We start from the raw sequence: 23039 nt of genomic DNA, 5'->3' as shown, positions 1-23039 counted from the left end.
ATGAACAGCATGTCGCAGAAGATCATCCGTGTAGGCTCAATCGAGATTGCCAACGACAAGCCGTTCGTGTTGTTTGGCGGCATGAACGTGCTGGAATCCCGGGACATGGCGATGCAGGTGTGCGAAGCCTATGTCAGGGCGACTGAAAAACTGGGCATTCCTTACGTGTTCAAGGCCAGTTTCGACAAGGCCAATCGTTCTTCCGTGGCTTCTTACCGTGGCCCAGGCCTGGAAGAAGGGATGCGGATTTTCGAAGAAATCAAAAAGACCTTCAGCGTGCCGTTGATTACCGATGTGCATGAGCCGCAGCAGGCGGCGGTCGTGGCTGAAGTCTGCGACATCATTCAACTGCCGGCTTTTTTGTCGAGACAAACCGATCTGGTGGTGGCGATGGCCAAGACTGGCGCGGTGATCAACATCAAGAAAGCCCAGTTTCTCGCGCCGCAGGAAATGAAACACATCTTGAACAAGTGCGAAGAAGCCGGGAACGATCAATTGATCCTATGCGAGCGCGGCTCCAGCTTCGGGTACAACAACCTGGTGGTGGACATGCTCGGCTTCGGCATCATGAAGCAGTTTCAATACCCGGTTTTTTTCGACGTGACTCACGCCCTGCAAATGCCCGGCGGTCGTTCGGATTCTGCCGGTGGTCGTCGGGCTCAGGTGCTCGATCTGGCCAAGGCTGGCTTGAGTCAGAGCCTGGCAGGGTTGTTCCTTGAGGCGCATCCAGATCCGGATAACGCCAAGTGTGATGGCCCTTGCGCTTTGCGTCTGGACAAGCTCGAACCATTTTTGACTCAGCTCAAAGCATTGGACGACTTGGTAAAAAGTTTTCCGACGGTAGAAACCGCTTAACAGCGGCTTCTCCGGTAGAGTGCCGTTCGGTAAAGTGCCGCACACTATTACTCTGATCAATGGTCAGAGGGTTGTCGTCAGTCAGGGCTGCCCGCTGCATACGTACTGACGGCGGCCATCAATATTTCAGCTGCGTCGTTTTCGTCAATCTTGGAGTGTTTACAACAATGTCAAAAATCGTCGACATCAAAGGTCGTGAAGTTCTCGACTCCCGTGGCAATCCCACCGTCGAAGCGGATGTGCTTCTCGATAACGGTATCATCGGCAGTGCGTGTGCGCCGTCCGGTGCTTCCACCGGCTCGCGTGAAGCGCTTGAGCTGCGTGATGGCGACAAGAGCCGTTACTTGGGTAAAGGTGTTCTCAAGGCTGTGGCCAATATCAATGGTCCGATCCGTGCTCTGTTGATGGGCAAGGATCCGCTCGACCAGCAGGCGCTTGATCGCGCGATGATTGCTCTGGACGGCACTGAAAACAAAGCCAGTCTTGGCGCTAACGCTATCCTCGCGGTGTCTTTGGCTGCTGCCAAAGCCGCTGCTCAGGATCAGGATCTGCCGCTGTACGCCCACATCGCTAATCTCAACGGCACACCCGGCGTTTATTCCATGCCCGTCCCAATGATGAACATCATCAATGGTGGCGAGCATGCCGATAACAACATCGATATCCAGGAGTTCATGGTGCAGCCGGTTGGCGCCAAGACGTTCTCGGAAGCGTTGCGAATGGGCACCGAAATTTTCCACCACCTCAAAGCTGTGCTCAAGGCTCGTGGCTTGAACACTGCGGTGGGTGATGAAGGCGGTTTTGCGCCTAACCTGGCGTCTAACGAAGACGCGTTGAAAGTCATCTCGGAAGCTGTGGCTAACGCCGGTTACAATCTTGGCACCGACGTGACTCTCGCACTGGATTGCGCGGCCAGCGAATTCTACGAAGACGGCAAATACAACTTGTCCGGCGAAAGCCAAGTGTTTACCTCCGAAGGCTTTGCCGACTACCTCAAGGGCTTGACCGAGCGTTACCCGATCATCTCCATTGAAGACGGTCTGGACGAGTCCGACTGGGCTGGCTGGAAAGTCCTTACCGACAAGATCGGCGAAAAAATTCAATTGGTGGGCGACGACCTATTCGTGACCAACACCAAGATCCTGAAAGAAGGCATCGATAAAAAGATCGCCAACTCGATCCTGATCAAGTTCAACCAGATCGGCACCCTCACCGAAACGCTGGAAGCCATTCAGATGGCCAAAGCAGCAGGGTATACGGCGATCATCTCGCACCGTTCCGGCGAAACTGAAGATTCGACCATTGCTGACTTGGCGGTCGGTACTGCAGCGGGTCAGATCAAAACTGGCTCGCTGAGCCGTTCCGATCGCATCGCCAAGTACAACCAATTGCTGCGTATCGAAGAGCAATTGGGCGCCAAAGCTGTATACAACGGTCGCAACGAGTTTCGCGGCTGAGCTGGAGATGGTAAAAAGACGACGGGCACAATACGAAAAGTCGATTAACCGACGATTCTGTCCGTATATGAGTGATCGGACCCGGCTATCGGGTTCGATGCCCTCACTGCTTTAATGTGTCGGCACCGCTGTCTTTTTCCACTGAGTACCTGATATTCAATGCGCAGTCCTAACTGGTTGTTCCTGATCTTGCTCCTGCTGCTGGCTGGCCTGCAGTACCGCTTGTGGGTGGGTAATGGAAGCTTGGCGCAAGTGGCCAGTCTGTCTCAGCAAATTGCTGATCAGCATGCGGAAAACGATGCTTTGCTCGAACGTAACCGTATTCTCGACGCGGAAGTGTTGGAGCTGAAAAAAGGCATGGAGACCGTTGAAGAGCGTGCTCGCCATGAACTTGGCATGGTTAAAGACGGCGAAACCCTCTATCAGTTGGCCCAATGATTTGCGCGTTGCCTGCCTTCTGGGCAGTTGTTCCCGCCGCTGGTATCGGCGCTCGCATGGCAGCTGACCGTCCTAAGCAGTATTTGCAGCTGGGCGGCCTCACTATTCTTGAACACAGCCTCAATTGTTTTCTCGATCACCCCCAGCTCCTGGGCTTGGTGATCAGTTTGGCTGTAGATGATCCCTATTGGCCAAGCTTGGCGTGCGCTGCAGATCCACGAATTCAGCGCGCTGCGGGTGGACGGGAACGGGCGGACTCGGTGCTTAACGCATTGCTGTATTTGCACGTGAACGGTGCCCATGATGACGATTGGGTGTTGGTTCACGACGCTGCACGCCCGAATTTGTCGCGTGAGGATCTGGACAAACTGTTGTCCGAATTAGCTGACGATCCGGTGGGCGGTTTGCTGGCGGTTCCCGCTCGCGACACTCTTAAACGTGCCGACAGCCACGGGCGCGTCACTGAAACGGTCGATCGTAGTTGTATCTGGCTGGCTTACACGCCGCAGATGTTCCGGCTTGGCGCACTGCATCGAGCGTTGGCCGACAGCCTAGTGTCGGAGGTCAGCATTACCGATGAAGCGTCCGCAATGGAATGGTCTGGTCAGTCTCCGCGACTGATCGAAGGCCGCTCCGACAATATCAAGGTCACACGTCCCGAAGATCTTGAATGGTTGCGTCAACGCCGTAAGTTTTAAGTCGGTCGCTAAATGTGATCAGCGCAATACTCCTTTCTCAGGGCCAACCCGGCCTTGAGATGCTCGACCAGTTTTCTCACCTTGGGTGACAGGTGGCGCTGCTGTGGATACAGCGCCCAGACGGCGGTATTCGGCGGTTGATGAGCATCCAGCAGCGAAATGAGTGCGCCGCTATTTAGGTGTTCAAGCACGTAATAGTCTGGCAACTGACACAGTCCGATCCCTTGTATTGCCGCATCGAGCACGGCTTGGCCGCTATTGCAGCGCCAGTTGCCCTGAACCCGTTGCGAAAATTCCCGCCCGTTCTGCTGTAGCAACCAAGTGTCGGTGCTGCCGATCAGGCAATTGTGCCGACTAAGCTCGGACAAGCTATGCGGTCGCCCATAACGTTCAAGGTAAGACGGCGAAGCGCACAGGTACATGCGGCGCGGCGCCAAGCGGGTGGCAACCAGTCGCGAATCTTGCAGGCGGCCGAGGCGAACGGCCAGGTCAAGACCTTCGTGAACCAGATCAAGGCTGCGGTTACTCAGCTCGATATCAACCCGAAGTTGCGGGTACAGTCCCATGAATACAGTCACCAACGGTGCGATGAAGCGCTCGCCATAGGCCACCGCGCAAGTCATGCGCAGCAACCCTTTGGGTTCGCTCGCTAAATCGCCGACCGCCCGCAATGCTTCCTCGCGCCCGTCTTGCAGGCGCTGACAATGTTGCAAAAACGTTTGCCCGGCTTCGGTCAGGGTGACACGTCGAGTGCTGCGGTAGAGCAGGCGTGTTTGTAGCCTTTCCTCAAGCCGGACGATTTGCCGACTGATGTGCGAAGACGAAACGCCCATGCGTTCTGCAGCAGCGGTGAACTGCCCGCATTCGGCGACTGCGACGAACTCATCCAATCCTTCCCAGCGGTTTGCAACCATCGATTATCCCTGCCCAGCAATAATGTTTTGCTTTTGGTCTGATTATTCTCCAAACGGCACTGTATTACACTGACCACCTGTATTTACTCGATGGAGAAAAATGATGATCAAGTCACGCGCCGCCGTTGCTTTTGAAGCCAAGAAACCGCTAGAAATCGTCGAAGTCGATGTTGCAATGCCCAAGGCTGGCGAAGTGTTGCTGCGGGTCGTCGCTTCCGGCGTGTGCCATACGGACGCCTATACCTTGTCGGGCGCGGACCCGGAAGGCATATTTCCATCGATTCTCGGCCACGAAGGCGGTGCAATTGTTGAAGCCATTGGCGAAGGCGTGACTTCAGTTGCGGTCGGCGATCACGTTATTCCGCTGTACACCCCTGAGTGTCGAAAATGTAAGTACTGCCTGTCAGGCAAGACCAACCTGTGCCAAGCCATCCGCGGCACTCAAGGCAAGGGTTTGATGCCGGATGGTACGTCGCGCTTTTCCTACAAAGGGCAGACGATTTTCCATTACATGGGCACGTCGACCTTCTCCGAATACACCGTGCTGCCGGAAATATCGGTCGCCAAGATTTCCAAAGACGCACCACTGGAAAAAGTCTGCCTGCTCGGCTGCGGGGTTACTACCGGAATCGGGGCGGTGATCAACACTGCCAAGGTCAAACCAGGCGACACCGTGGCGATTTTTGGTCTGGGCGGCATTGGTCTGTCAGCCCTGATTGGCGCAGTAAAGGCCAAGGCGGGACGGATTATCGCCATCGATATCAATCCGGAGAAATTCGACATCGCCAAACAATTGGGTGCCACCGATTGCATCAACCCTAAAGACTACGACCGGCCTATTCAGGAAGTGATTGTTGATTTGACCGATGGCGGTGTGGATTTCTCTTTCGAATGCATTGGTAACGTGCAACTGATGCGTGCAGCCCTTGAGTGCTGCCACAAAGGTTGGGGTGAGTCGGTGATTATTGGTGTTGCGGGTGCTGGTCAGGAAATCTCCACGCGTCCTTTCCAACTGGTTACCGGACGCGTCTGGCGCGGTTCGGCGTTTGGCGGCGTGCGCGGCCGAACTGAGCTGCCAAGCTACGTGGCAATGGCGCAAAGCGGCGAAATCCCGCTGGATACGTTCATCACTCACACCATGGGCCTGGAAGACATCAACAAGGCGTTCGACCTGATGCATGAAGGTAAAAGCATCCGTACCGTCATACATTTCTAATAGCAGCTACAAGCCTCAAGTAAGAGCACTGCGCATCATCTCTTGCAGCTTACCGCTTGAAGCTTACCGCTGGGAGAATCCCCCTTGTCCCTAGAAAATATTTCCTGCCAGAAAAGCTTCGGCGGCTGGCATAAGCGCTACAAGCATCACTCTGATGTGCTCGGTTGCGACATGGTGTTTGCCGTTTATTTGCCCCCGCAAGCGGAACTGGGCGGCAAGCTGCCGGTGGTCTATTGGTTGTCCGGATTGACCTGCACCGATGAAAACTTCATGCACAAAGCAGGCGCGCTGCGGATCGCGGCCGAGTTGGGTTTGATTATTGTGGCGCCCGATACCAGTCCGCGTGGCCCCAACGTACCGGGCGATCCGGACGGTGCGTGGGATTTCGGTCTCGGTGCGGGTTTCTACTTGAACGCGACTCAGCAGCCGTGGGCCAAGCACTACCGCATGCATGATTATGTAGTGAACGAGTTACCCGTATTGGTCGAGTCGCATTTTCCGGCCTCGGGTCTGCGTGGCATTAGCGGTCACTCGATGGGCGGCCACGGCGCACTGGTGTGTGCTTTACGCAATCCGGGGCGTTATAAGTCAGTGTCGGCGTTTTCTCCAATCAGCAACCCGATGGATTGTCCTTGGGGTCAGAAAGCGTTCTCTCGTTACTTGGGGGAAGAGCGGTCTCGCTGGCGTGAATGGGATGCCTGCGCGCTAATCGCCGAGGCGGTTGAAAAACTGCCCATCCTCGTCGATCAGGGCGATCGTGATGATTTTCTTGCCCTTCAACTCAAGCCGGAAGGGTTAATCCAAGCTGCAAAATCTGCAGAGCATCCGCTTACGGTGCGCATGCAGCCTGGCTACGATCACAGCTATTTTTTCATTGCGAGCTTCATTGAGGACCACCTGCGGCATCATGCGGTCGCTCTAAGCGGTTAATGTGCAACAAAGTAGGTAGAATCACGCCCTGACTTTTTCGGGGCGTTTTTTTATGCGTATTGGCCACGGCTATGATGTGCACCGGTTTGCCGAAGGCGATTTCATTACCTTGGGCGGCGTGCGGATCGCGCACGGATTCGGGTTGCTCGCTCATTCCGATGGCGATGTGCTGTTGCATGCGCTCAGCGATGCATTGCTCGGGGCGGCAGCATTAGGCGATATTGGCAAACACTTCCCGGACACGGACCCGCAATTCAAGGGCGCTGACAGCCGCGCGCTGCTGCGTCGTGTGATGGAGTTGGTCAAAAAAAAGGGCTGGAAAGTCGGTAATGTTGACGCCACCATTGTCGCCCAGGCGCCGAAAATGGCCCCGCATATTGAATCGATGCGCGCGCTGATTGCTGCGGATCTTCAGGTTGAGTTGGATCAAGTGAACGTTAAAGCTACCACCACCGAAAAGCTCGGCTTCGTAGGCCGCGAAGAAGGTATTGCGGTTCACGCCGTCGCCTTGTTGCTCTGGGCATGACTGAATTCGAACTGCTCGGCCCTCGTGCTTATGGCGATGCGTTAGGCACTGCAGTGCTCAAAGCCACAGCCGAAGATTTTCAGGTCGACGAAGTGCTGGATATTCCCTTGACGGGCGATGGCGAACACTTATGGTTGTGGGTTGAAAAGCGCGGACTAAACACCGAAGAAGCTGCTCGCCGTTTGGCGCGTGCTGCCGGTGTTCCGTTGCGGACTGTCAGCTATGCCGGTTTGAAGGATCGACAGGCGTTGACCCGACAGTGGTTCAGCGTGCAGTTGCCCGGCAAGGCTGACCCCGATCTTTCGACGGCCCAGGACGGTACGCTGAAAATTCTGAAAATGAGTCGCCATAAGCGCAAGCTGCAGCGCGGGGCTCACGCCGCCAATGGCTTTACCTTGCGTCTGACCCAGCTGCATGGCGATCATGCGGCATTGCAGGCTCGGCTTGAGTTGATCGCTCGTCATGGCGTTCCGAATTACTTCGGCGCCCAGCGTTTCGGTTGGGATGGCGGCAATCTTGGGGAGGCCCGCGATTTTGCGGCGCGTAAGGCTTTGCCTGAACAGCGCGCAGTTCGTTCTCGATTGCTTTCCACGGCGCGCAGTTATCTGTTTAACAGGGTGCTGGCGGCCCGCGTGGCTGACGGCAGTTGGCAGCGAGCACAAGTCGGCGATCTACTGGCGTTTACCGACAGCCGCAGTTTTTTTCCTGCTGGCGAAGCGGAGTGCAGCGATCCGCGTCTGGCGATTCTCGACCTGCACCCGACGGGGCCGCAATGGGGTGAGGGCGACTCGCCCGCGACTGGCGTCACGGGTGTCTTGGAGCAATCAATTGCGGCGAGCGAATCTGACTTGCGCGACTGGCTGGTCAAAGCGGGCATGGAACACGAGCGTCGTATCCTGCGACTGCCCATTGGCGGGTTGACGTGGCATTATCCTGAACCTGACATTCTGCAACTGGAATTCGTCCTGCCGGCCGGATGCTTCGCCACCGTACTGGTGCGCGAACTCGTCAACCTGGTTCCGGTGGGGCTAACGGACAGCTCATGCGTATTCTGATTTCTAACGATGATGGGGTAACTGCGCCCGGTATTGCTGCGCTTCATGCTGCGCTGGCGGACTATCGCGAGTGCGTAGTCATTGCCCCTGACCAAGACAAAAGCGGCGCAAGCAGTTCGCTGACGCTTGACCGTCCGCTTCATCCTCATACGTTGCCCAATGGCTTCATCAGCGTAAACGGAACGCCTACCGATTGTGTGCACCTTGGGCTCAATGGGTTGTTGGAGAGCCAACCGGACATGGTTGTTTCCGGGATTAATCTCGGTGCGAATCTGGGGGACGATGTGCTGTATTCCGGCACCGTGGCGGCGGCTTTGGAGGGGCGTTTTCTTAAGCGTCCATCGTTTGCATTTTCGTTGCTATCGCGTCAAGTGGATAACTTGCCGACCGCTGCGCACTTCGCACGCCTTCTGGTCGAAGCCCACGAACAGCTTGATCTGCCACCGCGCACGGTACTGAACGTCAATATTCCGAACCTACCGCTTGAACATATTCGCGGTATTCAATTGACTCGGTTAGGGCATCGTTCTCGGGCTGCGGCGCCGGTCAAGGTGGTCGATCCGCGTGGTCGCGTCGGGTATTGGATCGCCGCGGCAGGAGACGCCGAAGACGGTGGTCCGGGGACTGATTTTCATGCTGTCATGCAAGGTTATGTATCTATTACCCCGTTACAGCTGGATCGTACTTATCCGGATGGTTTTACCAGTCTCAATGGCTGGCTAGAGGGGCTGCGTTGATGTCGCGTGAGCAAGATAGCTTGTTACGAAGAGGGATTGGCATGACCTCCCAGCGCACTCGCGAACGTTTGATCCAGCGCCTTTATGAAGAGGGGCTTTCCAACGCTCAGGTGTTGGAAGTGATCCGTAATACGCCCCGGCATCTGTTTGTCGATGAAGCGCTGGCGCACCGTGCTTATGAAGATACCGCGTTGCCCATTGGGCATAACCAGACTATTTCACAGCCCTACATGGTTGCGCGCATGAGCGAGCTGCTGTTGGCTGCGGGCCCGTTGGACAAAGTGCTTGAGATTGGCACTGGTTCTGGCTACCAGACGGCAGTGTTGTCGCAGTTAGTCGAGCGGGTATTTTCAGTCGAGCGCATCAAGGTGTTGCAGGATCGTGCGAAAGAACGACTGATCGAGCTTAACTTGCGCAACGTTGTGTTTCGTTGGGGGGACGGTTGGGAAGGCTGGCCCGCGTTGGCGCCTTACAACGGAATTATCGTGACCGCAGTCGCAACCGATGTTCCCCAAGCACTGCTCGATCAATTGGCCCCCGGCGGACGACTGGTCATTCCCGTCGGCTCTGGAGAGGTCCAGCAGTTGATGCTGATCATTCGTGAAGAAAATGGTTTTTCCCGGCATGTACTTGGTGCTGTAAGGTTCGTACCGTTGCTCAACGGTCCCCTCGCATGAAGGCTCGTTTAGCCTTTTAGTGAATTCTGGACAGCGATACAGGTCATACAGCTCGAAGGTCGGGTTAATGCAGTATCTTCATTTGGTGGTGTAAAGCACGGTTTTGCAAACAGTTAAGTATTAGCTGCCAGCCGTTATTACGGCACAATAGGCAACTTTAATTCAGTCACAGTAAAGGAGTGGCGGGTGCGTCTCACAGTCATTCAGCAGCGACTTTCTACAACTAGCATTCAGCGTTTGGTGATTGGCCTTGTCCTTGGTTGCTTGCTTGTTGGCTGCTCCAGTAGATCGCCGGGCGGTGCGCCGGTATTTGATCGCAATAAAGCTGCGCCTCAGCGACAGGCGGTTACAACTGGTCAATATGTAGTGCGGCGAAGCGATACGCTGTTTTCCATTGCATTTCGATACGGATGGGATTGGAAAGCGTTGGCTGAACGGAATCAGATACCAGCGCCGTACACCATCCATCCGGGCCAAGCCATTCGTTTTGATGGCCGCTCAAGCTCGGGTCCCGTTGTAGCCTTACCAGCAGTTAGATCGCAGATGGGCGCCTCCACGACAGGCTCTGGACCGTCAGGGTCGTTTAAAACGACTGTGCTTTCTCGCTCGGTTGGTGTTGTGCCGGTAGTTCTCCCGTTGAAAGAAAGCACTCCTGCGACAACACCGATTCAGTCTGTGGGGCATGCAGTGAGTGGCTGGGCATGGCCTTCTAATGGCATTCTGATTGGTAAATTTTCTTCAAACGGTAGTTTGAATAAAGGAATTGATATCGCTGGAGATTTGGGACAGCCTGTTTTAGCTGCGTCTGATGGTTCGGTTGTTTACGCCGGGAGTGGCTTGCGGGGCTACGGCGAATTAATAATCATCAAACACAGCGATACCTACGTCAGTGCTTATGGTCATAACCGTAGGCTGTTGGTTCGGGAGGGGGAGCAGGTCAAGGTCGGGCAGACAATTGCCGAGATGGGTTCAACTGGGACTGACCGGGTGAAGCTGCATTTTGAGATTCGCCGCCAGGGTAAGCCGGTAGATCCTTTGGAATTTCTGCCACACCGTTGATCGGTTGCCAGCCTGTTTCTTGCGTAGAGGGAACAGGCTCAAGCGTTGCCAAGGAAGATAAGGCGCCGCTAGAGCTTGAGGTCGAACTCACCAAAGGACTATAACAATGGCTCTCAACAAAGAAGCGCCGGAGTTTGACATCGATGATGAGGTACTCCTTATGGAGCCTGGCATCGTTTTGGACTTATCGCCGAACGAGGAAGCTGCGTCACCTCCCGTTCGCGCCCGAGCCAAAAACTCCACAACGCTCAAGCAGCACAAGTACATTGATTACACACGTGCGCTCGACGCTACCCAGTTGTACCTCAATGAAATAGGGTTCTCTCCCTTGCTTTCGCCCGAGGAGGAAGTTCACTTTGCGCGTTTATCGCAGAGCGGTGATCCTGCGGGGCGTAAACGAATGATTGAAAGTAATTTGCGGCTGGTGGTAAAGATTGCCAGGCGTTATGTCAATCGCGGTCTTTCATTGCTAGATCTGATTGAAGAAGGCAACCTGGGTTTGATCCGGGCAGTCGAAAAATTTGATCCAGAGCGCGGTTTTCGCTTCTCAACGTACGCGACATGGTGGATTCGTCAGACCATTGAGCGCGCCATCATGAATCAGACCCGTACGATCAGGTTACCGATTCATGTGGTTAAAGAGCTCAACGTATACCTGCGAGCCGCTCGCGAACTGACTCAAAAGCTAGATCATGAACCCTCTCCTGAAGAAATCGCAAATTTGCTCGAAAAGCCGGTATGCGAAGTCAAACGAATGCTTGGGCTTAATGAGCGGGTCTCCTCGGTGGATGTTTCGCTCGGCCCGGACTCGGATAAGACGCTGCTTGACACGCTGACCGATGACCGACCAACCGACCCTTGTGAATTGCTCCAAGACGATGATCTTTCACAAAGCATCGATCAGTGGCTTTCTGAGTTGACTGACAAGCAGCGTGAAGTCGTCGTGCGGCGTTTCGGTCTAAGAGGACATGAAAGCAGCACGCTGGAAGATGTGGGTCTTGAGATAGGTTTGACGCGAGAACGGGTCAGGCAGATTCAGGTCGAAGGGCTTAAACGTTTGCGCGAGATCCTTGAAAAAAACGGTCTGTCGAGCGAGTCTTTGTTTCGATAACAGAGTTTCGCCTCATCCAAGCATGCTGATGTCGTTCATACAAACTCCCCGACTGGTTCGGGGTTTTTGTATGCGGCTAGAAATCGTTAGTAGGTGAGTCTTGATCAGCTTTCTTATCGGTAGTTAGAACGGTTGTGCCAAGTAAAGTGGTACTTTTCAATGTAAGCCTTTGCTTATTCGTATTGTAAGTAATCGTGGTTTTTAGGTGTAAATTCGGCCGTATGATGCCTTATAAATATTATAACTAACTGATTTTATGTCTTTTTTTAGTAGTCATTAACTTTTCACGTATTTTTTTGAAAGATTTGGCGGGTTGCTCTCCACTCCTAAATCACTATTATTAGAACTGTGCCAACGGACAGGCACAGGCCGTCAAGGACGACAGTCATGGACATCGCAGGATGCGATTCATCAGGATGATGAAAAGGGTATAAAGGACTAGGGAAAAAATGTGGGCGGGTTATCCCGCCCCTTTTTTTACCCGTTAAAAAGCTAAAACAAAAAAGGCCCGCAGGGCCTTTTCAGTAGCCAGTGGAACTTAGCGTTCCAAATCCTTCAGCTTACCTTTAACGCCATCAAAGTCTTCGGCGCCTGGTAGGCCCTGTTTCTTTTCGGTGATATTTGGCCAGATTTCCGCTAACTCTACGTTTAGCTGAATAAATTCCTTCATGTCCTCAGGAACTTCATCTTCTGAGAAAATGGCGACGGCAGGGCATTCGGGCTCGCAGAGTGCGCAATCGATGCACTCATCCGGGTGGATCACCAGGAAATTCGGGCCTTCGTAAAAGCAGTCCACCGGACACACTTCTACGCAGTCGGTGTACTTGCACTTGATGCAGTTGTCGGTGACGACGAAGGTCATTTCTAGTTCTCTCCTCAGGCGGCGGTAGCAGAGCCCTTTCAGCAGGGTTGCCAAGGTCGGGGGAATCTCCCGGGCCGGGTGAAACATTTGCAGTCGGCAGGCAGACGTTCAGAGACCACGACGTATTGACCTGCTTTGGTTCGCAACGTACTCACTTGGCTCGGACGATCTGCGCAGTCAGGCTAAAAACCCGCAGCATCCCAAACCGCGCGGGATTCTAACAGCTTGTAACGAATCCCGTTAGATACGAGTTTGTAAGGAATACAACAACTCTAGCGCCTGGCGGGGTGTCAGATCATCGATTTTGGTTTTCGAGAGTTCTTCCAAGACAGGGTGCGGCAGACTGGCGAACATATCGCTTTGCTGTGGGATCGGCGGTTTTCCAGGTGCTGCCCGCGGGGCCTCATGGGGCAGACTGGTCGTTTCCAATCGCAGCAAGTGCTCCTTGGCGCGCATGATAACCTTCGCCGGAACCCCGGCCAGCTGGGCTACGGCCAAGCCATAGCTCTGACTGGCGGGGCCAGGCAATACCCGGTGCAAGAAAACAATGCGTTCGTTGTGCTCCGTTGCATTGAGGTGCACGTTGGTAACGAGCGGTTCGCTTTCCGGCAGTACTGTAAGCTCAAAATAGTGGGTAGCGAACAATGTGTAAGCACGCAGTTGTGCGAGACATTCTGCCGCAGCCCACGCCAACGAAAGACCGTCGAAAGTGCTGGTGCCGCGGCCGACTTCGTCCATCAGCACCAAACTGCGGTCTGTGGCGTTATGCAAGATATTCGCGGTTTCGCTCATTTCCACCATGAAGGTCGAGCGTCCGCCAGCGAGATCATCGCTGGAACCGATTCGGGTAAAAATTCGATCGACCAGGGACAACTCGCAATGGGCGGCCGGTACGAAGCTGCCGATGTGAGCTAACAACACAATCAGCGCTGTCTGGCGCATGTAGGTCGACTTACCGCCCATGTTGGGGCCGGTGATTACCAACATTCGAGTGTTGTCGTCGAGCGCAAGGTCGTTGGCGACGAAAGGGGTCGTCAGGACTTGCTCGACCACCGGATGCCGACCCTGCTCAATGCGCATGCACGGCTCATCAACAAAGCGCGGGCAATTCAAGTCCAGATGAAGCGCACGTTCGGCCAGGTTGTTGAGCACATCCAGCTCTGCCAAGGCCGCTGCGGTGTCCTGTAACGGCGCCAAATGGCCAATCAGGTCTTCGAGCAGCGCTTCGTAAAGCATTTTCTCTCGGGCCAGCGCACGGCTCTTGGCCGACAGTGCTTTGTCCTCGAACGCCTTTAATTCCGGAGTAATGAAGCGCTCCGCCCCCTTGAGGGTCTGACGGCGAATATAGTCAGCTGGTGCCTGCTCGGCTTGCTTGCTCGGAAGCTCGATGAAATAACCATGAATCCGGTTGTAGCCGACTTTCAAATTGGCCAAGCCCGTGCGGGCCTTTTCGCGGGTCTCCAGATCGATCAAAAACTGCCCGGCGTTTTCGCTGAGGGATTGCAGATCGTCCAACTCAGCGTCGTAACCGGTTTTCAGCACACCGCCGTCACGGATCACGGCGGGTGGATTATCAATCACCGCGCGCTGTAACAGGTCCGCCAACTCAGGGTAGGTGCTGGTGGTTTTCGCCAGTTGCTGGATATGAGGCGCTTCCAGTTCCACCATCGCGATTTGCAATTCGGGGAGTGCGGTAAGAGCATCACGCAAACGTGCCAAGTCACGCGGACGTGCGTTGCGCAGGCCAATGCGCGCGAGAATTCGTTCGATGTCGCCAATTTCTTTTAATTGCGGCTGCAGGTGTTCGAAGCGATAACGTTCGAGCAAGCAGGCAATCGAGCTTTGTCGAGCTTTCAATACCGCCAGATCCCGCAAAGGCCTATTCAACCAGCGCGTGAGTAAACGGCTGCCCATAGCGGTTTGGCAGCGGTCTACGACAGATTGCAACGTGTTGTCGCGGCCGCCAGCCAAGTTGGTATCCAGTTCAAGGTTGCGCCGTGTAGCGCCATCAAGCACCACGGTATCGTCCAAGCGCTCATGACGCAGGCTTCGCAAGTGCGGCAAGGCGGTGCGTTGGGTTTCTTTGGCATAACCAAGCAGGCAGCCGGCGGCACCTATGGCCAACGTCAGGTTCTCGCAGCCGAAGCCTTTCAAGTCTTGTGTAGAAAATTGTTGGCACAGGGCTTTTAACGCAGAGTCGCGTTCGAAGTCCCACGGCGCGCGACGCCGTGTGCCGCGACGCTTTTCTGCTGGCAAGCCTTGTGGCCAGTCGTCAGGGATCATCAGTTCAACCGGATTGACCCGTTCTAACTCAGCCAGCAGATTTTCCCAGCCCTTGATTTCAAGGACGCTGAAATTACCGCTGGTGATGTCCAGAACTGCCAAGCCAAACAAGCGTTCATCGCCTAACACGGCGGCAATCAAGTTGTCGCGACGCTCGTCGAGCAATGCTTCATCGCTGACCGTGCCGGGGGTAATGATCCGCACGACTTGACGGTCCACCGGGCCTTTGCTGGTGGCGGGATCGCCGATCTGCTCACAGATCACCACCGATTCCCCGAGCTTCACCAGCTTGGCGAGATACCCTTCAGCCGCGTGATAGGGAATCCCACACATAGGAATCGCCTGTCCTGCGGACTGACCTCGGGCCGTCAGGGTGATATCCAGCAGCTTCGAGGCCTTCTTCGCGTCCTCGTAGAATATTTCGTAGAAGTCGCCCATGCGATAGAACATCAACTGGTCCGGGTGCTGATTTTTCAGCCGCCAATACTGCTGCATCATCGGGGTGTGCGAGGAAAGGTCGGTAATTGCTTTATTCATCGGGTTTTAGGCGAATTCGTTAAAAAGTGTGAGGCAAGGAAAGGCACGTGCGAACGTTCATCGGCGTGATGAGATCCTACTGCCCGGCTGCTTGCTGCGATGGGCGCAAGATTACCACGCAGCATCTTGTGTTGCAGAGTCTGGCGGGGAAAAGCGCGGTTACGACTTCACCTTGGGCGGCTAGGCGGATAGAGCTACGCTGGCAGTGCGGTATCTCCTTTAAACACGATGAACAGGACGTTCAATATGAAAAATAAACGAGGACGGGATTCCGGTAGTGGCCGCTTTATTCCAGTAGACGAGGCAAAGAAAAGACCGAGAGAGACAACGGTCGAAACCATTAGACGGCCGGTCAAAAAAGAAACCTGTCCAGTGAGCTAAATTCTTGTTGCAAGGTTCGCAGTGCTTTCCGAAAACAGCGTTGCGACCCTTGCACCTAAAAGATGCTCGTGTACGGTATCTGCCCTGACGTGCTGTCTGATGCAAGACCTGTGGGAGAACGCCGTGGATGAAATTACTCAACTTGCCGCCGAACTTGGTAATCGCCTGCAATCGCTCAAGGCTCAAGTGACCACTGCCGAGTCGTGTACCGGTGGAGGGATTGCCGAGGCCATTACTCGCATACCGGGCAGTTCAGCTTGGTTTGAAGCGGGTTATGTCACCTATTCCAATGCCCAGAAAATCCGCCAGCTGAATGTGCCGACTGAACTGTTTTCCTCGGTAGGGGCTGTCAGTCGCGAGGTGGTCGAGGCCATGGTTTCGGGGGCGCAGGCTAAAAGTCAGGCATATTTTGCGGTCGCTGTCAGCGGAGTTGCCGGTCCTGATGGCGGGTCGGACGACAAACCGGTGGGCACCGTATGGCTTGCTTGGGGTGAAGGAACACAGGTTGTTTCTGAGCGTCGCCAATTCGAAGGTGACCGCTACGAGGTTCGCCGACAAACGGTGAAGGCCGCGCTAGAAGGGCTGATCCGACGTACTGCCAGATAAATACCAAAACGGGGGTAGGCGAGCGCTCAACCCTGTGGAATAATACTGGCTACTTATACAGTTATTGTGGCCGCGAGGCCTTATTGATACGAGAGGACTTCAATGGACGAGAACAAGAAGAAAGCCTTGGCTGCGGCCTTGGGTCAGATCGAGCGTCAATTCGGCAAAGGTGCCGTAATGCGCATGGGCGACCATGACCGCCAGGCGATTCCTGCTATCTCCACCGGTTCTCTGGGTCTTGATATCGCACTGGGCATTGGTGGCTTGCCAAAAGGTCGGATCGTTGAAATCTACGGTCCAGAGTCTTCGGGTAAAACCACGCTGACGCTTTCGGTTATTGCTCAGGCTCAGAAAATGGGCGCTACCTGTGCATTCGTCGATGCCGAACACGCGCTGGACCCTGAATACGCTGGCAAATTGGGCGTCAATGTTGACGACCTGCTGGTTTCGCAACCGGATACTGGTGAGCAAGCGCTGGAAATCACCGACATGTTGGTGCGTTCCAACGCCATTGACGTCATCGTGATCGACTCCGTGGCCGCACTGGTGCCTAAAGCCGAAATCGAAGGCGAAATGGGTGATATGCACGTTGGTCTACAGGCACGCTTGATGTCTCAGGCGCTGCGAAAAATCACCGGCAACATCAAAAACGCAAACTGTCTGGTTATTTTCATCAACCAGATTCGGATGAAAATCGGGGTCATGTTTGGCAGTCCGGAAACCACTACCGGCGGTAACGCACTGAAGTTCTACGCTTCTGTCCGTCTGGATATCCGCCGTACTGGCGCGGTAAAAGAAGGCGATGAAGTCGTCGGCAGTGAAACCCGCGTCAAGGTCGTGAAAAACAAGGTGGCTCCACCGTTCCGTCAGGCAGAGTTCCAGATTCTCTACGGTAAGGGTATTTACCTTAACGGCGAAATCATTGATTTGGCGGTGCTTCACGGTTTCGTCGAAAAATCCGGTGCCTGGTACAGCTATCAGGGCAGTAAGATCGGTCAGGGTAAGGCCAACTCGGCCAAGTTCTTGGCAGACAACCCGGAAGTAGGCGCAACGCTGGAGAAACTGATCCGTGACAAGTTGCTGACACCGGGCGTTGACACAAAAGCAGTAAGCTCCCGAGTGCCTGCTGACGATTTGGCTGAAGCTGACGTCGATATCTGATCGATAACGTCCATGGCTGTAGTGCTTGATACGCCTCTCGCCATTCGGCGTACTGCAATGGACCTGCTCGCACGTCGCGAGCATGGCCGGGTCGAGCTGACGCGCAAGTTGCGTCAGCGAGGCGCACCTCTTGAATTAATCGACCCAGCCCTTGACCGTCTTACGGAAGAAGGATTGCTGTCCGAATCTCGCTATCTCGAAAGTTTCGTCTCCTACCGTGCTCGCTCGGGCTATGGTCCTTTGCGTATACGCGAAGAACTGGGCCAGCGCGGCTTGCAGCGCGCGGACATAGAACAAGCATTGAAAGAATGTGGTTTTGACTGGAAAGAAAAACTGCAAGAAACCTGGGAACGCAAGTTTTCCGGGCAAATGCCAAGAGACATGCGCGAGCGTGCTCAGCAAGGCCGCTTTCTAAGCTACCGAGGTTACCCGCTGGATTTGATCGGCCGCTTGTTGAGCGGCCGGCATGACGATGATTAAGCGGTAGGCAGGCTACGTGACCTTCAGAGGCTTGCGTGCCTGAGTTTGCTTTTGCGAGGGGGCAAGTGCCCAGTTTTCAGGCAGATTGATGTAATCGACCAACTCTCGCAGGTGTCCGTTGTTTCGTCCGGTGAAGGAAAACGCCAGGCGGGCAAGGTGGCTGAACTGTGCTTCGTCGTGCTCTTCCCCAAGATACGCATGCTGGTGGAAATTCTCACTCAGGCACAAGTCAGCATACGTTGCTTGTATGTGGTCAATGGCTTGTTCGTTGAGTGGGTGATGCATGCGGATGACGAACTTTTTTTTCAGCCAGCGGCTGGAGTGGAAATTGTTGTAGAAGCCATTGATCTCTTCTACCGCTTCTTCTGCGCTGTAAACCAGTCGCAGCAATTTCATGTCACTCGGCAAGATATAGCGGTTGGCTTCCAGTTGGTTTTTGATGAAGTTAAGCGCTTCCTGCCAGAAGTTACCCCCCGGCGTGTCGAGTAGCACGATGGGAACCAAAGGGCTCTTGCCGGTCTGGATCAACGTCAAAACTTCTAGGGCTTCATCCAGTGTGCCAAAGCCGCCCGGGCACAATACTAGCGCGTCGGCCTCTTTGACGAAAAACAGTTTACGGGTGAAGAAAAAGTGGAACGGCAACAAGTTCTCAGTGCCGTCCACGGTCGGGTTGGCGTGTTGTTCGAAAGGTAGGGTGATATTGAACCCCAAGCTGTATTCCAGACCTGCGCCTTCGTGGGCTGCCGCCATGATGCCGCCGCCAGCACCGGTAATGACCATCAACTCCGAACGGGCCAACAGGGCGCCGAGCTTCCGCGCCAGCGCATAAAGTGGATGTTCCACAGGCGTGCGCGCTGAGCCGAAGACCGTTACTTTGCGGCGTCCTTTAAATTGCTCTAATACCCGGAAGGCATTTTCCAGTTCGCGTATTGCTTGCAGCGTAATCTTGGCATTCCAGCGATTGCGATCGTCTTGGGCCATGCGCAGGACTGTCAATATCATGTCGCGATAAAGCGGAAGATTTGGGCTATTGGGAGCAACCATACGGATTTGATCTTCCACCGTGCTGACGAGGTCAACACCGTCGCTCTGAAAATGTCGCGACAAAAGATCATTCGGTTCATAGGGCATTCAAGGTTCTCCTTGGCGGAACCATTAGGTGTCGACCACATGTTGATTGATCTTGTGCTTACATCGACAACACTGGCAACGAGTGATTACGGCAATATGCCTATTGATTGCGGGGTGGGGAAATAGCAGGTCAATGAAATGCGTGTCGACGATAATGTCTCCACGCATACACGATTAGAGATAATGCTCGAAGGTTTAAATATGACTATTTCTTCATCTTGCAATCAGCCGCCTTGAATACATGGGTCGCGACTGCACGGTTGGTTTTGTATTCAGTGAACTCATATTTAAGCAGTGCACCTTTGGCCATGAGTTGGCGAAAACCTTCATTGTTGCAAACACTGGAGCCCAGTTGATTGCGAACGACATCAGGGTTTGCGCGCATCTCTACGGCGTGACTTTCGAGTACGCTCAGGTGGTCGATGAGTTCTCTTCCTTCGACGGTATAACCCTGATCAAGGATATTTTCGTTTATCGCCCGAGGCGTACCGACGCTGCTCTGCGCCGCTACTTTTTCCAGCATCTTGCTCAGTTCGTAATCCTGTTTTGAGGCCGCTTGGGCGCCAAAGGGTACGATTAGCAAAAGTGTGAGGGTGGGGACGATGAGGCGAAGCATTGAACTCTCCTGATTCAGTGACTGGCCCTTGGACCATTGACGAGAACGTGCGTTCACCGGACGCCTGATCATTACAACCCAATAAGGCGTATGTCAGGCGGTAATTGCGCGGCAGTATAAATGAATGACTGCGCAAACAAAGTGTCACCTCGCCGCGGGCGCCGCATGTGGCTCTGATAAACTCTACCGACTTTTTTATTCAACGAGTTTCTGTTATGTCAATGTTCTCTATTTGGCGACGTAAATACCGATGAGTCATGCCGTTTCCCGCCTTCGTGCCCAACGCTTGGCCCGCGCCGTCAAACCCTTTGTAGCCAGGGGGTCTAGAGCGCCACGTTGCCCTGGATGCCGGGTAATCCCCAGCTACTGCCTATGCGCTTGGCGCCCGACGGCGGCAGCAAAATCAGCTATGTGCCTGCTAATGTACGACGTCGAGCCTTTAAAGCCGACCAACACAGGCTGGTTGATCGCTGATGTTATTGAGGAAACACATGCATTTGGCTGGTCGCGGACAGAGGTTGATGCCGAGTTGCCAGCGCTACTCAGCGATCCGCAATGGCAGCCCTACATCGTTTTTCCCGGCGAATTCGTTGCCCCGGAGCGGGTGGTGACGCAGGTGAAGCTTGAAAAAGGCAAGCGTCCTCTGTTCATCTTGCTGGATGCTACTTGGAGTGAAGCACGCAAAATGTTTCGCAAAAGCCCGTATCTGGATCATTTACCGGTGCTTAGCCTGGAGCCGGAACAGATCTCTCGCTATCGGCTGCGTCGTTCCCGCCGTGATGACCACTTCTGCACCGCTGAAGTGGCGGCGCTATGTCTGGAACTGGCAGGTGACCAAGCGGCTGGCGGTGTGTTGGATGCCTATCTTGATGTTTTTAGCGCCCATTATATGGGGGCCAAACATCTACTCCCGGTTGATCTGGAGGACGGGCCGCATACTTATCTGAAAGCTTTTCTGTAAGCGATGCCAGCAGGCCGTAGCCAACGTATTGACGAAGAACTCACTGCGGTGTCTCAGGCTTGCCGGCGCCCGAACAAGCTTGCCCCTTAATTTTTTCTCTCACGCGCCATTGCAGGGTGCAGCATTTTCACGGATGGCTCAGGTTTTTTGGGCCATAACTGCGCCAGTATCATTCCCGTTAACATTAATGCGCAGCCCAGATAACCTTTCAGATGCAACGATTCGTTTAGCATCAGTGCACCGGCAATCGCGGCAAAAACTGCTTCCAGAGAAAGAATGATCGCCGCGTGAGACGCTATAGCGTTTTTTTGCGCAATCACTTGAAGGGTATAACCGACTCCTACAGCGACCACTCCGCCGTAAAGTAACGCGGGGCCAGCTGCGATGATGGATTGCATATGGATGTCTTCAAAAAATAGGGCAATGATCAAACTAACGACGGAGCAGGTGACGAACTGCAGGAACGCCAAGCGGATAGGGTCGTGGCGACTGGCGAATAGGCTGACCAGGATCACGTGCCCGCCCCACACAAATGCCCCGATCAATTGCAGCCAATCACCGGTCGCGACATGGAAATTGTCCCCGACACTGAGCAGAAACATGCCCGCTACGGCCATCCCTGCCCCCAACCAAGTGCCCATTCCAGTCTTGTGTCCCATCAGTAATCCCAGAAGCGGAACTACAATGACGTAAAGACCGGTAATGAATCCCGCATTGGTTACGCTGGTAAACAGCAGCCCAACTTGCTGCAGATTGATGCCAGCCGCCAACGCAAGGCCCATTACCAGTCCGCCGAGTAACAAATTACGCGTCATAAAGGGTTCTGGCTTGGCCGCCTTGGCACTTGAGGGCCGACGCAGGATGAGCGGCAACAAACACAATGACCCCAAGGCAAAGCGCAAGCCGGTAAAAAGATAGGGGCCGATATGGGCCATACCTGAGGTTTGAGCGACAAAACCCGATCCCCAAATCATCGCGGTAAGGAGCATTAGAAGGTCGGCACGCAGGGCTTGTTTTTGCATCATAGTGCTCGGGTCAGGGGGTCGCAGACTGTGCCGGAAAGCGTTGAACTTGACCACCCCGACTTCGCTCGTCATCCTTGTCGCCGCAATGACGCTTGAACGCCGATTGTCTGGGCTTGGCGATAACCGTGCCAAGTCGGCGCTGTGAGTTTGCTGGCATCACTAGATGCCTTCGTGAGGACTGAATTCTTCAGCACTCACCTAAAAACAGGATCATTTATAAATGACATACGAAATCCTGATTGCCGATGACCATCCGTTGTTTCGCAGCGCACTGCGCCAGGCTGTGAGCCTGGGCCTTGGTCCGGATGTGAAGTTGGTCGAAGCGGAAAGCATTGCCGAACTTGAAGTCCATTTGGCGGACAAGCGTGATTGGGATCTGGTGCTGTTGGATTTGAACATGCCGGGTGCATACGGATTTTCTGGGCTGGTTCTGTTGCGTGGGCAGTACCCACAAATTCCGGTGGTGATGGTTTCGGCCCAAGAAGAGGCATCCATCGTCGTACGTTCACGGGAGTTTGGCGCCAGCGGCTTTATCCCCAAATCCAGTTCTCTGGAAACGATTCAAGACGCGGTGCGCACGGTGCTCGCGGGTGACGTTTGGTGGCCACCTCAGGTCAATGAAGCGATCAGCGTCTCACCCGAAGCCAAAGCAGCCAGCGCTGGGTTGGCCAGTCTGACTCCACAGCAATTTCGCGTGCTGACCATGGTCTGCGAAGGTCTGCTGAACAAGCAAATTGCTTACGAACTCAGCGTGTCGGAAGCAACGATTAAAGCGCATGTCACCGCAATTTTTCGAAAGCTCAACGTGCGAACGCGTACTCAGGCGGCGTTGTTGTTGCAGCAAATGGAATCGATTCCGCTTATAAACTAATGGGTTATAAGATTAGTTATCCACGCTTTTTTGACCGTTGTTAAATTAGCTTTCGCGTCTTTTTTCAAGCAGTAGTTATCTATGTCGCCCTTCAAAGGTCAAACTGGTCTGAAACGAATTCTCAACGCCACGGGCTACTCATTCGATGGTTTGCAAGCAGCCTTCAAGGGTGAAGCTGCCTTTCGCCAGTTGGTACTGCTCAATGTCATTCTTATCCCGCTGTCGTTTGTATTTCACGTCAGCCGGGTCGAGCGGGCGGTGTTAATAGCGGTGTGCCTCTTGGCGCTAATCGTCGAGCTCCTCAACTCAGCCATTGAGGCAGCGATTGACCGTATTTCGTTGGACCTACATCCCTTGTCGAAAAACGCCAAAGACATGGGTAGCGCGGCGCAATTCGTTGCGCTGTGCATCATAGGTCTGGTATGGGCGCTGATTCTGCTGGATTGATGGCC

24 protein-coding genes are annotated in these 23039 nt (G+C 54.3%); 18 read left to right on the top strand and 6 right to left on the bottom strand.

Going from position 1 to position 23039, the window contains the following annotated elements; translation table 11 throughout:
* The first annotated feature begins 9 nt into the window (after positions 1-9).
* The 4 genes from kdsA to ispD all read left to right on the top strand — a co-directional run bounded on the left by kdsA (position 10) and on the right by ispD (position 3448).
* Positions 10-855 carry a 3-deoxy-8-phosphooctulonate synthase gene (gene kdsA / locus QN378_RS07865; protein WP_322206826.1) on the top strand — a complete coding sequence of 282 codons (846 nt, stop codon included), beginning with the start codon at positions 10-12 and terminating at the stop codon, positions 853-855.
* A gap of 167 nt (positions 856-1022) precedes the next feature.
* Positions 1023-2312 carry a phosphopyruvate hydratase gene (gene eno, locus QN378_RS07860; protein WP_322201720.1) on the top strand — a complete coding sequence of 430 codons (1290 nt, stop codon included), beginning with the start codon at positions 1023-1025 and terminating at the stop codon, positions 2310-2312.
* A 159-nt stretch (positions 2313-2471) separates the two neighbouring features.
* Complete coding sequence (ftsB, locus tag QN378_RS07855) at positions 2472-2750, top strand: cell division protein FtsB (RefSeq protein ID WP_322168092.1); 279 nt, start codon at positions 2472-2474, stop codon at positions 2748-2750.
* A complete protein-coding gene (ispD, locus tag QN378_RS07850) occupies positions 2747-3448 on the top strand; it encodes a 2-C-methyl-D-erythritol 4-phosphate cytidylyltransferase (RefSeq protein ID WP_322201723.1) in 702 nt (233 codons plus the stop codon). Before ftsB ends, ispD begins: the two co-directional genes overlap by 4 nt.
* 8 nt (positions 3449-3456) lie before the next feature.
* Here the strand turns inward: ispD and QN378_RS07845 are convergent, their stop codons facing one another.
* Entirely contained in the window at positions 3457-4362 is a 906-nt protein-coding gene (locus QN378_RS07845; RefSeq protein ID WP_322201725.1) for a LysR substrate-binding domain-containing protein, read from the bottom strand.
* A gap of 103 nt (positions 4363-4465) precedes the next feature.
* On the opposite strand from QN378_RS07845, the gene QN378_RS07840 reads away from it, so the two are divergent.
* The 8 genes from QN378_RS07840 (at position 4466) to rpoS (ending at position 11673) form a co-directional block, all read left to right on the top strand.
* Positions 4466-5578 carry an S-(hydroxymethyl)glutathione dehydrogenase/class III alcohol dehydrogenase gene (locus QN378_RS07840; RefSeq protein WP_322201727.1) on the top strand — a complete coding sequence of 371 codons (1113 nt, stop codon included), beginning with the start codon at positions 4466-4468 and terminating at the stop codon, positions 5576-5578.
* Positions 5579-5662: 84 nt separating this feature from the next.
* Positions 5663-6508 carry an S-formylglutathione hydrolase gene (gene fghA / locus QN378_RS07835; RefSeq protein WP_323550701.1) on the top strand — a complete coding sequence of 282 codons (846 nt, stop codon included), beginning with the start codon at positions 5663-5665 and terminating at the stop codon, positions 6506-6508.
* Between the two features lie 52 nt (positions 6509-6560).
* Entirely contained in the window at positions 6561-7034 is a 474-nt protein-coding gene (gene ispF / locus QN378_RS07830) for a 2-C-methyl-D-erythritol 2,4-cyclodiphosphate synthase (RefSeq protein ID WP_322201731.1), read from the top strand.
* Positions 7031-8089, top strand: a complete 1059-nt coding sequence (truD, locus tag QN378_RS07825; RefSeq protein WP_322201733.1) for a tRNA pseudouridine(13) synthase TruD — start codon at positions 7031-7033, stop codon at positions 8087-8089. Before ispF ends, truD begins: the two co-directional genes overlap by 4 nt.
* Positions 8077-8826, top strand: coding sequence for a 5'/3'-nucleotidase SurE (gene surE, locus QN378_RS07820; RefSeq protein ID WP_322201735.1), 750 nt, complete (start codon positions 8077-8079; stop codon positions 8824-8826). Before truD ends, surE begins: the two co-directional genes overlap by 13 nt.
* A gap of 41 nt (positions 8827-8867) precedes the next feature.
* A complete protein-coding gene (locus tag QN378_RS07815; protein WP_322201737.1) occupies positions 8868-9503 on the top strand; it encodes a protein-L-isoaspartate(D-aspartate) O-methyltransferase in 636 nt (211 codons plus the stop codon).
* A gap of 186 nt (positions 9504-9689) precedes the next feature.
* The gene (locus QN378_RS07810; RefSeq protein WP_322201739.1) at positions 9690-10562 is read left to right on the top strand and encodes a peptidoglycan DD-metalloendopeptidase family protein; all 873 of its coding nucleotides are present in this window, start codon (positions 9690-9692) and stop codon (positions 10560-10562) included.
* A 106-nt stretch (positions 10563-10668) separates the two neighbouring features.
* Positions 10669-11673 (top strand): RNA polymerase sigma factor RpoS, encoded by a 1005-nt coding sequence (rpoS, locus tag QN378_RS07805; RefSeq protein ID WP_322201741.1) that lies wholly within the window; start codon positions 10669-10671, stop codon positions 11671-11673.
* Between the two features lie 538 nt (positions 11674-12211).
* On the opposite strand, the gene fdxA is transcribed toward rpoS, so the two are convergent.
* On the bottom strand, positions 12212-12535 hold the full coding sequence (gene fdxA, locus QN378_RS07800) for a ferredoxin FdxA (protein ID WP_322206827.1): 324 nt from the start codon (positions 12533-12535) through the stop codon (positions 12212-12214).
* 240 nt (positions 12536-12775) lie between these two features.
* Positions 12776-15343 (bottom strand): DNA mismatch repair protein MutS, encoded by a 2568-nt coding sequence (gene mutS / locus QN378_RS07795; protein ID WP_323550709.1) that lies wholly within the window; start codon positions 15341-15343, stop codon positions 12776-12778.
* A gap of 516 nt (positions 15344-15859) precedes the next feature.
* On the opposite strand from mutS, the gene QN378_RS07790 reads away from it, so the two are divergent.
* The 3 genes from QN378_RS07790 to recX all read left to right on the top strand — a co-directional run bounded on the left by QN378_RS07790 (position 15860) and on the right by recX (position 17983).
* Complete coding sequence (locus QN378_RS07790) at positions 15860-16342, top strand: CinA family protein (RefSeq protein ID WP_322206829.1); 483 nt, start codon at positions 15860-15862, stop codon at positions 16340-16342.
* Between the two features lie 102 nt (positions 16343-16444).
* Entirely contained in the window at positions 16445-17503 is a 1059-nt protein-coding gene (gene recA, locus QN378_RS07785; protein WP_322168105.1) for a recombinase RecA, read from the top strand.
* Positions 17504-17515: 12 nt separating this feature from the next.
* On the top strand, positions 17516-17983 hold the full coding sequence (gene recX, locus QN378_RS07780) for a recombination regulator RecX (RefSeq protein WP_322201743.1): 468 nt from the start codon (positions 17516-17518) through the stop codon (positions 17981-17983).
* Positions 17984-17995: 12 nt separating this feature from the next.
* On the opposite strand, the gene QN378_RS07775 is transcribed toward recX, so the two are convergent.
* Positions 17996-19114 (bottom strand): LOG family protein, encoded by a 1119-nt coding sequence (locus tag QN378_RS07775; protein WP_323550702.1) that lies wholly within the window; start codon positions 19112-19114, stop codon positions 17996-17998.
* 205 nt (positions 19115-19319) lie between these two features.
* On the bottom strand, positions 19320-19730 hold the full coding sequence (locus QN378_RS07770) for a quorum-sensing-regulated virulence factor family protein (RefSeq protein WP_322201747.1): 411 nt from the start codon (positions 19728-19730) through the stop codon (positions 19320-19322).
* 250 nt (positions 19731-19980) lie between these two features.
* Here QN378_RS07770 and QN378_RS07765 point away from each other — a divergent pair, with 250 nt between their 5' ends.
* Positions 19981-20691 (top strand): tRNA-uridine aminocarboxypropyltransferase, encoded by a 711-nt coding sequence (locus QN378_RS07765; protein WP_322201749.1) that lies wholly within the window; start codon positions 19981-19983, stop codon positions 20689-20691.
* A gap of 86 nt (positions 20692-20777) precedes the next feature.
* Here QN378_RS07765 and QN378_RS07760 read toward each other — a convergent pair whose 3' ends face one another.
* On the bottom strand, positions 20778-21713 hold the full coding sequence (locus QN378_RS07760) for a DMT family transporter (protein ID WP_322201751.1): 936 nt from the start codon (positions 21711-21713) through the stop codon (positions 20778-20780).
* 223 nt (positions 21714-21936) lie between these two features.
* Between QN378_RS07760 and erdR the strand changes: the two genes are divergently transcribed.
* Positions 21937-22587: a response regulator transcription factor ErdR gene (gene erdR / locus QN378_RS07755; RefSeq protein WP_322201753.1), complete on the top strand. Its 651-nt coding sequence runs from the start codon at positions 21937-21939 to the stop codon at positions 22585-22587.
* An 81-nt stretch (positions 22588-22668) separates the two neighbouring features.
* On the top strand, positions 22669-23034 hold the full coding sequence (locus QN378_RS07750) for a diacylglycerol kinase (RefSeq protein ID WP_322201755.1): 366 nt from the start codon (positions 22669-22671) through the stop codon (positions 23032-23034).
* Positions 23035-23039 lie beyond the last annotated feature (5 nt).

It is taken from the genome of Pseudomonas sp. 10S5 (genome assembly GCF_035019745.1).
Lineage (GTDB): Bacteria > Pseudomonadota > Gammaproteobacteria > Pseudomonadales > Pseudomonadaceae > Aquipseudomonas.
Note: the sequence above shows the minus strand (reverse complement) of the source record. Positions and strands in the feature narration are given on the sequence as shown.